Origin of the sequence: Streptomyces sp. NPDC059443, assembly GCF_042750105.1 — a bacterium.
GTDB lineage: Bacteria > Actinomycetota > Actinomycetes > Streptomycetales > Streptomycetaceae > Streptomyces.
Genome location: NZ_JBHYVM010000011.1, coordinates 83,644 through 97,165, shown reverse-complemented (window position 1 = coordinate 97,165; position 13,522 = coordinate 83,644). Strand labels below are relative to the sequence as shown.

The window sequence follows — 13,522 nt, the reverse complement described above, 5'->3', positions numbered from 1 at the left end:
TTTTCTTTTTGTCGTGGTGTGTGTTGGTGTTGGTGTCTCTGGTGTGGGGTGGGGTGGTGTTGGGTTGGGGGGGTGGTGTGGGGGTGTGTTGTCGGCGGGGGGGGTGTTGGTGGTGGTGGGGGGGCCCCCCCCCCTCCTGTATGCATCCGTTGGTCCGCCGCCCCGCCTAACGCAGCAGGACGCAGCTGGGGCTCGCCACCGGAAGCGGCGGCGCGGCCGGGGTGAGCCGGCCGGTGGACGGATCCAGCCGGAAGGCGCTGACCGACTGGCCGGCCTGGTTCGCCGTGTAGACGAACCGGTCGGAGGCGTCGAGGGCCACGTCACGCGGCCAGCAGGTGCCCGGAGCCTTCGCGCTGACGGGCTGGGACTCGGCCAGGGTGAGGGTGCGGCCCGAGTTGCCCACCCGGAAGGACTCGACGGTGTCGAGACCTCGGTCCGCGGTGATCAGCATCCCGCCGTCGCGCGTGAGGTGCACGGCGGAAGGCGCGTTGCGGGGATCGATGCCGGGCGGTGCGACGGACGCGTGGGAGACCGGGGTGAGCCGTCCGGTGCCGGCGTCGTACGCCAGGACGCTGACGGTGTGCCCCAGTTCGTTGCTCACGTAGGCCAGATCGCCGCGCGGGTGGAAGACCAGGTGGCGGGGGCCGATGCCGTTCCCGAGCCGGAGCTTGTCGATCGGCCGAAGCGTTCCGGTGTCCGCGTCGAAGTCGTAGACGTGGATGTGGTCGTCGCCCTTGTCGGGCACCAGGACGCGGCGTCCCGCCGGGTCGAAGGCGATCATGTGCGGGTGCGGCCCGAGCTGTTCGACCGCGTGAGGACCGCGGCCCTCGTGGCGCACCACCTGTACGGCCTCGCCGAGCGTCCCGTCCGAGGCCACCGGCAGGACGGCGACGTGTCCCGAGTCGTAGTTGACCGTGAGCAGGAAACGGCCGCCGGGGTGGACGGCGAGGTGCACCGGTGCGGCGCCCCCGCTGGAGCGCGGGCTCCCGAGCGGGAGCAGCCGGTCGCCGTCGATCCGGTAAGCGTGGATCGCCCCGTCGGCTCCTCCGGGGCGCTGGCTGACGGCGTAGAGCCGGCCGCGGTCGGGCGAGAGCGCGAGGAACGAGGGGTTCTCGATCCCGCCCTGCCAGCCCTCGATTTCGAGCCGGCCGTCGGCGCCCACGGAGGCGATGCCGATACCGCGCAGGCCCGGCAGCCCGTACTCGCCGATCGTGAATCCTCCGATGTAGGCGCGGCGGGCATCCGGACGGGGCGGGGAGCCCACGGCCGCGGTGGTGCCGGTCCAGCCGAGTCCGGACAGGACCGCGGCCCCGGCCAGCGCGAGGACACGACGACGGCCGTACGTGGTGGTGGTGCTCATACGTTGGCTCCGAAGATCAGCCCGGGTGAGAGGAGGACGGCCAGCCCGCAGCCGGCCAGGGCGAGCAGCACCTGCCAGCCGGTACGCAGTTTCCTGACCCGGCCGCTCCGGCGGGCGGCCGCGAGGACCGCGACCGATGCCGCCCACGCGGGAAGCATGAGCCGCAGGCTGATCTCGCCGGTGAACAGCAGGGATGCGCGCGGCGCGATGCACCCGGCGGCCGAGCAGTCGGCCGGGGCGTCGGGCGTGGACCACAGTGCCGCGGCGCTCAGCACGACCAGAGGGGCCACGGCGGTGAGGGCGGTGGTCCAGACGTAGGGCGACAAGCCGGTGCGGCGCCGGCTGCGCCGCCGGGTGACGGCGAGCGCGGCCAGGGCGGGCACCCACCCGAGGGCCACTCCGAAGATCCCCGCGTGCGCGGCCTCCGACAGCGCGGCCCAGCAGGCGTCCGCCCCCCAGGGGCGTCGCGGCAGCGCCAGCAGACCGGTGGCGGCGGCGAGTCCGGCGGCGGTGTGCGCCCAGGTGCGGGAGAAGGAGGGCGCGCCGGCCCAGCCGACGAACACGCCCGCCAGCGAGACCAGGAGCAGGGGCGGGCCGGCGGTCACTCCCCAGGGCAGCGGAAATCCCGGGAGACCGTTGCCCAGTGGCTCGGACCAGGTGCCCCAGGTTCCGAAGAGGGCCGCGAGCACGGCGGTGACGCATGCGGCGACGGCCCCCGCGTGCTGGACCCGGCCGGCGTCCGGCACGGCATGAGACGCGGCATCAGGCGCGGTATGAGACGCATCGTCCGCCGTGGCGTCCGCGTCCGTGGTCAGGGGCGGCGCCGCGCCCCGGATCCCCGTCGGGGGTTTTCCGGGGACGGGGGGCGGCGCCGCCTTCGGGGCGTCCGGACCGGTGGATCGCGTACCGGCCGGCGCCCCGGAGGAGGCCTCGGAGGGGAGTCGGGGGACCACCCGCTCCGAGGCGGCAGATGGGGCCGGTTCGAGGACCCCGGGGGCCGCGGCCGACCCCTCGGAGCGCTCCGGCCCTTCATGGTTCTTGGCTTGGCGGTTCCTGGCTTCGTGGTTCTTCGCCGTTGCGGAGCGCCCGCTCCCGGGCGATCCGGCAGGCCGGACCCGGGTCATCGCCCGGCCCCGACGGGACGGGAGGCGGTGTCCGGCAGGGGGCCCGCGGGCTCCTCGGCCGCGGACTCTCGGAAGCCGTGGCGGGACCACCAGCGGGCCAGCGGTGCGGGCGCCCACCAGGCCCACTTGCCCATCAGGGCCATGGTGGCGGGCACGAGCAGTGCGCGGACGACCGTCGCGTCGATGACCACCGCGATGACCAGGCCCACTCCGATCATCTTCATGAAGAGGATGGACGAGGTCACGAATCCTCCGACCACCACGACCAGCAGCAGCGCGGCGCTGGTGATGATCTTCGCGGTTCGCTGGAGGCCGAGCGCCATCGACTCGACCGGGTCACCGCTGGTCTCCCATTCCTCCCGCACCCGGGAGAGCAGGAAGACCTCGTAGTCCATGGCGAGGCCGAAGGCGATCGCCACGATGAGGACGGGGAAGTTGGCGTCGACGGCTCCGATGGGTTCGAAGCCGAGCAGCCCGGAGAGGTGCCCGTCCTGGAAGATCCACTTGACGGCGCCGAACGTGGCGAGGAGCGACAGCAGGTTGAGGATCACGGACTTCAGCGGCAGCAGCAGCGAGCCGAAGGCCATGAAGAGCACCAGGAAGGACACGACGGCCACGAACAGGGCCATCCACGGGAGCCGTTCGCCGATCATTCCGACGATGTCCACCCGGGAGGCCGGCATCCCGGTGACGAGCGTCCGCGTGCCCTGCGGCGCGGGGGTGGCCCGTACGTCGTGGACCAGGTCCAGGGCCGTCCGGGACATCGGGTCGGGCGCGTAACGCAGCGTCACGCGTGCGTCGTTGCCCTCGAAGGCCGTCGGCGTCGCGGACGCCACGCCCTCGACCTTGCCCAACCGTGCCGCGTAGGCGGCCACTTCGTTCCGGTCGGCCGGGCCGTCGAAGCGTACGACCGAGGTCATGATCCGCCCGGGGTCGGTGGTGAAATCGGAGGCCAGGACCTTGCTGACGACCTTCGCGTCCCCGTTCGAGGGCAGGACCCACTCCCCCGGGCGGGCCCAGTTGACGCCGAGCAGCGGTGCGCCGAGGCCGACCAGGACCGCGACGATCGCCAGCGAGGACACCAGCGGCTTGCGCATGACCACGTGGGCGGTGCGGTACCAGCGCCCCTGCGTCAGCGATCGCCGCGCGCCGCGGTCGCCGCCCGGCAGCGGGATGCGCCACTTGTCGATGCGGTGTCCGGTGTAGCGCAGCAGGGCGGGCAGCAGCGTCAGCGAGCCCACGACCGCGAAGGAGACCACCGCCACGGCCGCGTACCCCATGGAGGAGAGGAAGCGGGACGGGAAGAAGACCAGGCCGGCGAAGGAGATCGCCACCGCGAGACCGGAGAAGGCGACCGTACGGCCGGCCGTCGCCGTGGCGCGCCGGACCGCGGTGTCCACGTCCGCGCCCGTGGCCAGTTCCTCGCGGAACCGGTTGACCAGGAACAGCGCGTAGTCGATCGCCAGGCCGAGGCCGAGGATCGTGATGACGTTGATGACGGTGCTGGAGATCTCGGTGAACATCGTCAGCACGCGCAGCATCACGAAGGAGCCGAGCGCCACGAAGGTGCCGACGGCGAGCGGCAGCAGCGCGGCGACCGCGCTGCGGAAGACCAGGACCAGCAGGAGGAGCAGGATCGGGATCGAGATCATCTCGGCGCGGGCGATGTCCGAGCCGGTCAGCGCGTTGACCTGCTCCGTCATGGCGGTGACGCCGCCGAAGCGGACGGTGACCCCGTCGGCCGCGAAGGAGTTCTTGATCGCCGTCAGCGCCAGGACCTGCTTCTGGTCGTCGTCGCCGGAGAACTGCACCGTCGCGTACGTGCGCGTGCGGTCCTTGGACACGTACGCGTCCGGGCTCTGCGTGCCGGGGTTCCAGTAGGAGCCGAGGCGTGCGATGCCCGCCCTCGGGACGGCGTCGAGCGCGGTGCGGACGGAGTTGCCGAACTCCTCCACCGTCCGGCCGGGTTCCTTGGACTCGTACAGGACGATCACGTCGTTGGACTCGCGTCCGAGCGGGCCGTCGAGAACCTTGTCGGCTGCGACCGACTCACTGGACGGATCGTCGAATCCGGCACCGCCGGTGAACGAGCCGAAGACGCCGGTTCCCCACGCGCCGGCGAACAGCGTGAAGACGACCGCCGCGATGACGACCCATTTTCGACGCCGCGCGGTGAATGCTCCGATGGCGGCAAACAATTTTCTCTCCCTGATTCGGTATCGCTTTACGGGGGGGGTGCCGATGGCTTGCGGCCCCGCGCAAGTCGGCATCACAACTCTTTCAGAGCCGCAAATGCCGAGGAATACGCGTTTGGACCCCGCGCTATACCTCTTTCGGTACGTCCATCGCCGCGGCGCGCTGCGATCCGGCGAGCCGCGTACTGCGGCGCTGTACGAGCGCCGCGACCGCGCCCACCGCCAGGGACAGCCCGAGCCCTATCGCCACCGAGTGGAGCGGGTCGTCGCTGAGGGCGCCGCCGAAGTAGCCCACGCCCACGGAGTAGGCGGTCCAGATCGCTTCGGCGAGCGCGGCCCCGGCCGCGAACCTGTGGACGGGATAGTGCGCCGCGCCCGCCGCCAGCCCGCCCATCAGCCGCCCGCTCGGCAGGAACCGCACGCCGACGACGAACGGGATGCCGCGCTGGCGCACCCGGAGCGACATCCAGTCGAAGAGCTCGCCGCGCCGCCCGCGCGCCACGACCCCGCGGCGCGCCCGGTCCCCGATCACCCGGCCGCAGCGGTGTATCAGGAGGTCCCCGAGCAGTGCGCTGCCGGCCACCGACAGCAGGACCAGGACCAACGACATCTCCCCGCGCGCCGCGAGCACACCGCTGGTGACCAGCAGCACGTTGTTCGGCAGCAGGGGCGGCAGCGTCGTGAGCGCCAGGATCGCGTAGGCCCAGCAGGCCGCGCCCGACAGGTTCCCCGCCAGGCCCGAGGTGATGTCGACCCACGACATGAGTGAGGCGGTGTCCACGGTCTTCTCCCCGTCCAGTCAGACCCTCGTCACGCTCCGGTCAGACCCTCCGTCACACACGCCCCCGGGTGGCCGGCAGTACCTCTTTCGAGGCATGTGCCGGGTCATTGGTGAGGGATGACCCCAGGCCAGGCGGTCATTAGCGTCGCGTTGAAGCAGAGGGTGCGTGCCTTGTCGGCAAGAGTAACCTAAGCTATCGATAGAGCAACTATCAGTAAGCAGGTGCGCATGACCGACGTGACGCTGTTCCTCAGGGAGTTCGCCCGGACCCGCCGGGAGACGGGCGCCATCGCGCCCAGCAGCCCCCTTCTGGCCCGAGCCCTCACCCGCTACGTGATCCCCGTCCCGGGCAGGGCGCGCAAGGTGCTCGAAGTGGGCTCCGGCACGGGCGCGGTGACCCGGCACATCCAGGCCTCGCTGGGCCGGCTGGACACCCTCGACCTCGTCGAGCCCAACCCCCGGTTCGCCGATCTGCTCCGGCACGACTACCGGGACGACTCCCGCGTGCGCCTGCTGTCCGGACTCGTCCAGGACTGCGAACTCGACTCGTACGACACGATCGTCTGCGGGCTGCCGTTCGCGAACTTCGACGCCCCGACCGTGGACGGCATCCTCGGGCAGCTGCTCACCGCGTTACGGCCGCGCGGCACCCTGTCGTTCTTCGCGTACGCCGGAATCCCGCCGCTGCGCCGGGCGTTCACCGCGGGCGAGGCCCGGCAGCGCACCCTGCGGACCCAGGCGGTACTGGAACGCACGCTGGGCCGCCACCGGTTCCGCACCGAGACGGTGCTGTGGAACATACCGCCCGCCCGCGTCCACCACCTGGCACCGGCGGCCGCCGAGCTCGCCTACTCCGACTGAGCTACTCCGGCTGGGCCATCGCGTCGAGCGGCGGCCGGACCTGTCCGGACACGTCCTCCTGGGCGATGCGCCGCAGCGCGGACATGGCCGCGTCCCCGAGCACCGCGCCGAGGATCACGCCCTCGACCTTGCCGTCGGTGCCGGGCACCCCGGCCAGGACCGCCACCTCGGCCCGGGCCAGGCGGCCGGCCACGGCCGCGTACTCGTCGAGCAGGGTCAGCAGATCGCCCCGGTCGAGCCCGCGGTACGTCACGACGATCTGGACCAGCGACTTCCAGCCGGGGTTGTCGGGCTTGACCGCCCAGCCGTGCCGCCGCACCAGCTCGGTCACCTCGCGCTCGGCGCCCTCCCAGTCCGCCTCCGCGTCGCGCTCGGCCACCGGCTTGCTGACCGCGGACTGGGCGACGCCGAGCATGCCGTGGACCGTGCGCCGGGGCGAGTCGACCTCGGTGAGCACCGCGCGGGCCGCCGCGATGGACAGGCCGCCGACCTCCAGCATGGCCCGGATGAGCTTGAGCCGGTGGACGTGCGAAGCCTCGTAGCTCACCTGGTTCGCACCCCTGTGCTCGCCGGGCGGCAACAGCCCCTCACGGGTGTAGTACTTGACCGTCGCCACCGAAACTCCGGTACGCCGGGCCAGCTCTCCGATACGCATTGCGCAAGGATACTGGCTCCGCCCTCCGCATTGTTCCCGGCCGCCGTGTTCGCCCGAGTTCCGCGCCGGCGCGATTTCCCCAGCTTTTATCTCCCTTGAATTCACGCGCGATCACGCTTCCATGCGGGGCTGCGACGCTCATTCCACACCGTAAACATCCTCTCGGCCTGATTGGCCTTGGAGGGAACCCCAGCCATAGGGAATACGTATGACCACAGAAGTGGCTCCGGAGATTCCGTCGGCGCCCGTCGAGCTCGGCTACGGACGCACCGTGGACCGCTCCCTGGTCCACCGGGCCGCTGTCTCAGAGGTGTTCATCACCGATGTCCAGCCCCTGTCAGCCATGCGGGTGCGCGCCGCGGTCCAACTGCCGCTCACCCATGGCTACTACAGCGACCACATCCAGCGGCCGGCCGTGTACGACGCGCTGCTGCTCCTGGAATCGGGACGACAGGCCGGGATCGCCGGATCGCACGCGCACATGGGTCTGCCCCAGGGCACCACCATGATCGTCGACAGCTTCCGCCTGAACCTCTACGGCCTGGAGGCGCTGCTGATCGGCGCGGAGCCGGGACGGCTGTACATCGACACCGAGTACTCCGGCAAGACGAACAAGCGCGGCCGGGTCCGCAAGGGCAAGGTCGCCCAGCTGTACTTCATGGACGGGGTCGCCGTCGGTGAGCACGAGATGGACGTGCTCTTCCTCAACCCGCACGAGAACGAGGTACTGCGCCACGCGCAGCGCGGCACCCCCGCGCCCTTCACCTCGGAGTTCGGCGATGGAGGCGGCGGCAGCGGGCAGCTCGAACCGCGGCAGGTGGGCCGGGGCAACCCGCTCAACGTCACGCTGTCGCGGGCCCTGCGCACGGACTCGGCGGTCACCGCCGAGGTGACCCCCCGCTTCGACAACCGGGCGCTGTTCGACCACGTCTACGACCACCTGCCGGCCATGACCCTCGTCGAGGCGGCCCGCCAGCTGTCCCTGCTCGCCGGGGGCGATCCCCTCGGCACGCACGCGGTCGGCTTCGAGGCCCGCTTCGACCGGTTCGCCGAACTGGACGAGACCGTCCGTGCCGAAGCACCCCACCCCACGGTCGAAGGCGCGCGCCGCAAGGTCCCGGTCCGCTTCGTCCAGGGCGGCGAGCAGATCGCCCACGTCACCGTCACCACCGTATCCAGGAGTCAACTGTGAGTACGCGGCGCCTAGCTGTCTGGACCGACTTCGGCGGTGTGCTGACACCGCCGCTCGCACACACCATGGCGGCCTTCTGCGCCGCACAGGACCTGGATCAGCAGGTCCTCATGCAAGCGCTGCTGAAGGTCACGGCCCGCTACGGCTCGACCGATCCCATGGAGCCCATCGACACTCCCCTCGTCACGGAGGAGAAGTGGCTCCAGGAGATCGCCGAGGTGCTCGCGGCCGACCACGGGATCACCGGCCGGAAGCTGACGACCCTCGCCGACACGTGGTTCGACGGCCGTGAGACCAACCACGCGTGGGTCTCGGAGCTGCGCAAGGCCCGCGAGCGCGGCGCCTTCGTGGGGATGATCTCGAACATGGTCCCGACCTGGGACGCCTACTGGCGCCGCATGGTCGACCCGGCCGAGCTCTTCGAGGACGTCGTCCTCTCGTTCGAGGTCGGCCACCGCAAACCCTCCCCCGGCATGTTCGCGCTCGCCGCCGAACGGGCCGGAGTCCCCGCCCAGGACTGCGTCCTCATCGACGACCTCGCGCACAACTGCGAGGGCGCCGAGGCGGCCGGCTGGCAGGCGATCCACTTCACCGACACGTCCGCGGCGGCGGAGCAGCTCGACGCGCTGCTGTCGTCCGGCCTTCGATAAGGAGCCCCATACCGTGAGCCGTTCCGTGCTCGTCACCGGCGGGAACCGGGGCATCGGCCTCGCCACCGCCCGCGCCTTCGCCGCGCAGGGCGACAAGGTCACCGTCACCTACCGCACCGGGGAGCCGCCCGAGGGGCTGTTCGGGGTGCGCTGCGACGTGACGGACCCCGAGTCCGTGCGCCGCGCCGTGGACGAGGCCCGCATCCAGCACGGGCCGATCCAGGTCCTGGTCTCCAACGCCGGCATCACCCGGGACGAACTCCTGCTCGGGATGAAGGACGAGGACTTCCGGGCCGTCGTCGAGACGAACCTGCTCTCGGCCGTATCGGTCACCAAGGAGGTCCTGCCGGACATGGTCAAGGCCCGCTGGGGCCGGATCGTGCTCATCGCTTCGGTGAGCGCCCTGGCCGGAGCCCCGGGCCAGACCAACTACGCCGCCTCCAAGGCCGGTCTCATCGGCTTCGGCCGGTCGCTCGCGCTGGAGGTCGGGCGGCGCAAGGTGACCGTCAACGTGGTCACCCCGGGCCTGATCGAGACCGACATGGTCAAGGACGTCACCGGCCCCCGGCGGGATCACCTGCTGAGCCAGACCTCCCTGTTCCGCGCCGGCCAGCCCGAGGAGGTGGCCGGGGTCGTGAAGTTCCTGGCGAGCGACGACGCCTCGTACGTCACCTCCGCGGTCATCCCCGTCACCGGAGGTCTCGGCGTCGGCCACTGATCACGGTCGCCGCCCGCCGCTCTCCCTTCCCGACACCCCCACACCCCCCACGCCCCCACACCCCCCACACGCAGGACCCGTCCCACAGTCCCCACCCGACACGCCGTACGAAAGGAAGCACATGTCCAACGACAAGGTCTTGGAGATCGCCCACCAGATGGGCCGGATCTTCAACGAGCTGGACGCCCGGGCCGCCCACGAGCTGGTCGCCCCCGACTTCGTCGACTTCGAGGCCCCGCCCGGCACCCCCGGCGGCCCCGACGGCTACCTCGGCACCGCCCGCTGGATGAACTCCGTCTTCTCGGAGGCCAGCTGGGACCACCTCGACTCCTTCGCCGACGGCGACAAGGCGGTCATCCGGGTCCGGTTCACCGGAATCCACACCGGCAACTTCCTCGGCTTCGAGGGCACCGGCAACAAGGTCGACGTCGAGCACATCCACATCTACCGGGTCGGTGACGACGGCCTCGTCCACGAGCACTGGGCCTGCCGTCAGGACCTCTTCCTGCTGGCTCAGATCGGCGCCGTCGAACTGCAGCTGCCGCCCACGGGCACGCAGGCGTAACCGCCCTCCGACTCGCAGGCCGCCGGACCCGTCCCCCTGGGTTCGGCGGCCTGCGTGCATTTCCGCAGTGGACGACACACGAGAGACGAGAGAAGGGAAACGAGCCGTGACGAGAGCCAAAGGCGCGGCCTGGGCACTGGCGGCCACTTCGCTGCCCATGTTCATGGTGGCCGTGGACAACCTGGTGGTCACGAACGCCCTCACCGTGATCGCGCGGGACCTGGGCACGGACCAGACCGGCCTTCAGTGGGTGATGAACGGATACATCCTGCCCTTCGCCGGACTGCTGCTGGCAGGCGCCGCGCTCGGCGACCGGATCGGGCGGCGCCGCGTGTTCGTCTGGGGCATCGGGCTGTTCACGCTGGCCTCGGCGGCCTGCGCGCTCGCGACCTCGCCCGGCATGCTGATCGCGGCCCGCGTGCTGCAAGGCGCCGGAGCCGCCGCGATCCTGCCGGTGTCCCTCACCCTCGCGGTGGCGGCGGTGGACCCGGCCCGCCGCCCCCTCGCGGTCGGCGTGTGGGGCGGGGTCAACGGCATGGGCATCGCACTCGGCCCGATGGCCGGCGGGCTGGTGACCCAGGGCCTCGACTGGCACTGGATCTTCTGGATCAACGTGCCGGTGGGCCTGGTCGCCCTGCCTCTGGCAATGTGGGCGATCCGCGAGTCCACCGGCCTGCCGCGCCCCCTGGACGTGCCCGGAACCCTGCTCTCCTGCGGCGCGGTCGGCGCCGCCGTGTGGACCATCGTCCAGTCCGCCGGGGACGAGGTGTCACCGGTCCGCACGCTCGCCGGGATCGCGCTGACGGTCGTCCTGCTCACCGCGTTCGCGCTGCGCCAGCGCTCCGCCCCGTACCCCCTCGTACCGCCGCACCTGTACCGGGTACGGGCGTTCATGCTCAGCAACGTCCTGGCGCTGGCCATGTACTTCGGGGTGTTCGGATCGATCTTCTTCCTGGCGCAGTTCCTCCAGGGGCCCATGGGCTACTCCCCGCTCGAAGCGGGACTGCGCACCCTGCCCTGGACCGTGGCCCCGATGGTGGCCGTACCGCTGACCGGCCTGCTGATGACCCGGGTGGGCGGCTGGCTGCTGCAGGCGATCGGCTGTCTGGCCCAGGCGGTCGCCCTCACCTGGCTGGCCCTGATCGCGCGCCCCGGAGTGTCCTACGGGGCGATGGTCGGGGCCATGGTGCTCGCCGGCGTCGGCATGGGGCTGGTGTTCGCGGCCAACCCCGCGACGGTGATCGGTTCCGTCGAGGAGCACGAGCACAACCTGGCCTCCGGCATGAACAACACCATCCGTGAATTCGGCGGCGCGCTCGGCATCGCCGTGCTCACCGTCGTATACACGCAAGGCGGCCTCCGCAGCGCAGTGCTGACGGGGGCCGCCGTGGTCTTCGTGGGTGCCTTCGCGGGACTGGCTATCGGTCGTACGCCACCCAGGCCCGGGTCCGCGCCAGTACCTTCCGCGTCCCTGAGCGCACCGTCAGGTCGACGCGAACCGAGCCGTCGTCCCTGACCTCGGACGCCACGCCGTCGACGGCGATCTCCACGCCGTCGGCGGTGTCGGGCACCACGACCGGGCGGGTGAAGCGGGTGCCGTACTCGGTTACGGTGGCGCCCTCGCCCGCCCATTCGGCGAGCGCCGTGGCCGCCAGCCCCATGCTGAGCATCCCGTGGGCGATGACCCCCGGCAGCCCCACCCGGGCGGCCTGGGAGTCGGACCAGTGGATGGGATTGTGGTCACCGGACGCGGCCGCGTACCGGACGAGGCCGGCCCGGGTGACGCCGAACGTACGGGTGGGGAGCGTGTCTCCGGCGGCGATCACTGGCCGGCCTCCTCGTGGCGGGAGATGAGGGTGGACGTGGTCGTGCACACCGGCGCGGCGCCCGCCGCCTCGCGGACGTGCCCGCGCAGCGTGAGCACGTCGTGGCCGTCGACGACCTCGGCGGCCAGCACCTCGACGGTGACGGTCAGCCGGTCCCCCGACCGGACCGGCCGGACGGCTTCGAACCGCTGGTCCCGGTGCAGGACCCTGGAGAAGTCGAACCCGAGCCCGGGGTCGTCGATCACCTCCCGCTCCGCGTGCATGGACAGCACGATGGGAAACGTGGGCGGCGCGATCAGGCCGTCCCCGGCCTCGGCGCCGACCGCGAGCGCGAACTCGCGGATCTTCTCGCGGCCGACTTCGTAGGGCTCGCTCGGCGGGTACGTACGGCCCGCGTAGGACGTGTTGAACGTGCTCGGCATGGAATCTCTCTTTGATCGGATGAGAACGGGGACAGCACAGCGGCGCCCGCGGGAAGACTCGCGGGCGCCGCTGTGAACCGGGCCGGACGTCAGCGCGGGCTGCGCACCACCAGGGCCGCCGCGTTGCCGTCCCACCCCACGGAGGTGATCAGCGCGGTGGCTCCGGCGACGGGCGGCCGCGCCTGCCACAGCGCGAGGAGACCGGCGAGCTGCATCGCGCCGCTCGCGCTGTACGTCTCGCCGAGCACGTCGGCGATCCGTACGGTCTCCGGCTCCCGGTCGCCCAGCACGGCCCGCACGCCGCGCTGTTCGACCCGCTCCAGACCACGCTGGTGCACGGCTCCCGGAGCGATGACGTCCACGTCGTCGGGGCCGAGGCCGCTGCGCTCCAGGGCGCGCGAAACGGCGTGGGCCAGGCCGTCGGCGTAGTCCCGCGGATCCGGCGTGAAGCGCATCTCGCAGGCGAGGATCTCGGCCAGTTCGCCACCGGCCGGCCGCTCGCGCTGGACCGTGAACACCGCGGCGCCCTCACCGAGCGCGGCGCCCTCCCGCAGGACCCCGGTCCGGTGCCAGGCCCAGGCCGCCGGAGCGCTCAGCTCCTCCACCCCTCCGACCAGCAGCCGGTCGGCGCGCCCGAGGGTGAGCGCGAGCCGGGCGTGCCGGAAGGCGAGCAGAGAGGCCGTCTGGCCGCCGGCCACCGTGGCGTTGAGGCCGCGCAGTCCGTTGCGGATGGCGATCTGGCCGGTGGTGCTGTTCATCACGGTGTTCGGGAACCGGCCCGGGTTGACCAGGTACGGCTTCTCCAGCGTGAGCGTGTCGTACAGCAGGGTGCTGTGCGTCGACACGGACCCGGTGTTCGTGGCCAGCACCACACCCGTCCGTGCTCCGTCGATCTCGGCTCCCTGAAGGGCCTCCTGACAGGAGATCAGACCGAATGACGCCATGCGGTCCAGGTACTTCGTGCCCTTGCGGCCGAGGTGCGCCTTGACGTCCAGGCCCCGTACCGCCCTGACCGGCCGCGGCGGGTAGGCCCCCGCGTCCTCCCCGACCGGCTCGTCGTGGGACTCGCCGCGGGGGGCGCCGCCCCCCCCCCCCCGCCGCGCGCCCCCCCCCCCCCCCCCGCCGCCGCGCCGCGCGGCGGGGCGGCCCCGCGGCGGCGGCCCGAGCGCGGGG

14 protein-coding genes are annotated in these 13,522 nt (G+C 71.9%); 6 read left to right on the top strand and 8 right to left on the bottom strand.

The window, feature by feature from the left end; translation table 11 throughout:
* Positions 1-166: 166 nt before the first annotated feature.
* From ACFXDJ_RS13600 to ACFXDJ_RS13585, 4 genes are all read right to left on the bottom strand, one after another.
* Entirely contained in the window at positions 167-1,360 is a 1,194-nt protein-coding gene (locus tag ACFXDJ_RS13600; protein WP_384663371.1) for a lactonase family protein, read from the bottom strand.
* Positions 1,357-2,106, bottom strand: a complete 750-nt coding sequence (locus ACFXDJ_RS13595) for a hypothetical protein (protein ID WP_384849064.1) — start codon at positions 2,104-2,106, stop codon at positions 1,357-1,359. Before ACFXDJ_RS13595 ends, ACFXDJ_RS13600 begins: the two co-directional genes overlap by 4 nt.
* A 374-nt stretch (positions 2,107-2,480) precedes the next feature.
* Positions 2,481-4,682 carry an MMPL family transporter gene (locus ACFXDJ_RS13590; RefSeq protein WP_384661230.1) on the bottom strand — a complete coding sequence of 734 codons (2,202 nt, stop codon included), beginning with the start codon at positions 4,680-4,682 and terminating at the stop codon, positions 2,481-2,483.
* Between the two features lie 124 nt (positions 4,683-4,806).
* Positions 4,807-5,460: a DedA family protein gene (locus ACFXDJ_RS13585; protein ID WP_384661233.1), complete on the bottom strand. Its 654-nt coding sequence runs from the start codon at positions 5,458-5,460 to the stop codon at positions 4,807-4,809.
* A gap of 228 nt (positions 5,461-5,688) precedes the next feature.
* Between ACFXDJ_RS13585 and ACFXDJ_RS13580 the strand changes: the two genes are divergently transcribed.
* Positions 5,689-6,321, top strand: coding sequence for a class I SAM-dependent methyltransferase (locus ACFXDJ_RS13580; RefSeq protein WP_384661236.1), 633 nt, complete (start codon positions 5,689-5,691; stop codon positions 6,319-6,321).
* A 1-nt stretch (position 6,322) separates the two neighbouring features.
* On the opposite strand, the gene ACFXDJ_RS13575 is transcribed toward ACFXDJ_RS13580, so the two are convergent.
* Positions 6,323-6,976: a MerR family transcriptional regulator gene (locus ACFXDJ_RS13575; RefSeq protein ID WP_384661239.1), complete on the bottom strand. Its 654-nt coding sequence runs from the start codon at positions 6,974-6,976 to the stop codon at positions 6,323-6,325.
* 208 nt (positions 6,977-7,184) lie between these two features.
* On the opposite strand from ACFXDJ_RS13575, the gene ACFXDJ_RS13570 reads away from it, so the two are divergent.
* The 5 genes from ACFXDJ_RS13570 (at position 7,185) to ACFXDJ_RS13550 (ending at position 11,617) form a co-directional block, all read left to right on the top strand.
* Entirely contained in the window at positions 7,185-8,168 is a 984-nt protein-coding gene (locus tag ACFXDJ_RS13570; RefSeq protein ID WP_384661242.1) for an AfsA-related hotdog domain-containing protein, read from the top strand.
* Positions 8,165-8,818: an HAD-IA family hydrolase gene (locus ACFXDJ_RS13565; RefSeq protein ID WP_384661245.1), complete on the top strand. Its 654-nt coding sequence runs from the start codon at positions 8,165-8,167 to the stop codon at positions 8,816-8,818. The genes ACFXDJ_RS13570 and ACFXDJ_RS13565 overlap by 4 nt, the downstream gene beginning before the upstream one ends.
* 13 nt (positions 8,819-8,831) lie before the next feature.
* On the top strand, positions 8,832-9,536 hold the full coding sequence (gene fabG / locus ACFXDJ_RS13560) for a 3-oxoacyl-ACP reductase FabG (RefSeq protein ID WP_384661248.1): 705 nt from the start codon (positions 8,832-8,834) through the stop codon (positions 9,534-9,536).
* A gap of 121 nt (positions 9,537-9,657) precedes the next feature.
* Positions 9,658-10,101 carry an ester cyclase gene (locus ACFXDJ_RS13555; protein ID WP_384661251.1) on the top strand — a complete coding sequence of 148 codons (444 nt, stop codon included), beginning with the start codon at positions 9,658-9,660 and terminating at the stop codon, positions 10,099-10,101.
* 106 nt (positions 10,102-10,207) lie between these two features.
* The gene (locus tag ACFXDJ_RS13550; RefSeq protein WP_384661254.1) at positions 10,208-11,617 is read left to right on the top strand and encodes an MFS transporter; all 1,410 of its coding nucleotides are present in this window, start codon (positions 10,208-10,210) and stop codon (positions 11,615-11,617) included.
* Here the strand turns inward: ACFXDJ_RS13550 and ACFXDJ_RS13545 are convergent.
* The 3 genes from ACFXDJ_RS13545 to ACFXDJ_RS13535 all read right to left on the bottom strand — a co-directional run.
* Positions 11,520-11,927 (bottom strand): MaoC/PaaZ C-terminal domain-containing protein, encoded by a 408-nt coding sequence (locus ACFXDJ_RS13545; protein WP_384661257.1) that lies wholly within the window; start codon positions 11,925-11,927, stop codon positions 11,520-11,522. The two genes, ACFXDJ_RS13550 and ACFXDJ_RS13545, sit on opposite strands and share 98 nt — an antisense overlap.
* The gene (locus ACFXDJ_RS13540; protein ID WP_384661260.1) at positions 11,924-12,349 is read right to left on the bottom strand and encodes a MaoC family dehydratase N-terminal domain-containing protein; all 426 of its coding nucleotides are present in this window, start codon (positions 12,347-12,349) and stop codon (positions 11,924-11,926) included. The genes ACFXDJ_RS13545 and ACFXDJ_RS13540 overlap by 4 nt, the downstream gene beginning before the upstream one ends.
* Before the next feature lie 89 nt (positions 12,350-12,438).
* Positions 12,439-13,522, bottom strand: a 1,084-nt coding sequence (locus ACFXDJ_RS13535; protein ID WP_384849061.1) for a beta-ketoacyl synthase N-terminal-like domain-containing protein, incomplete at its 5' end; no start/stop codon positions are given.

What these genes read in the sequence shown, in the direction of transcription:
- ACFXDJ_RS13555 (WP_384661251.1), top strand. Translation starts at nt 9,658, where the DNA reads ATGTCCAACGACAAGGTCTTGGAGATCGCCCACCAGATGGGCCGGATC.
- ACFXDJ_RS13540 (WP_384661260.1), bottom strand. Translation starts at nt 12,349, where the DNA reads ATGCCGAGCACGTTCAACACGTCCTACGCGGGCCGTACGTACCCGCCG.
- ACFXDJ_RS13600 (WP_384663371.1), bottom strand. Translation starts at nt 1,360, where the DNA reads ATGAGCACCACCACCACGTACGGCCGTCGTCGTGTCCTCGCGCTGGCC.
- ACFXDJ_RS13575 (WP_384661239.1), bottom strand. Translation starts at nt 6,976, where the DNA reads ATGCGTATCGGAGAGCTGGCCCGGCGTACCGGAGTTTCGGTGGCGACG.
- ACFXDJ_RS13580 (WP_384661236.1), top strand. Translation starts at nt 5,689, where the DNA reads ATGACCGACGTGACGCTGTTCCTCAGGGAGTTCGCCCGGACCCGCCGG.
- ACFXDJ_RS13570 (WP_384661242.1), top strand. Translation starts at nt 7,185, where the DNA reads ATGACCACAGAAGTGGCTCCGGAGATTCCGTCGGCGCCCGTCGAGCTC.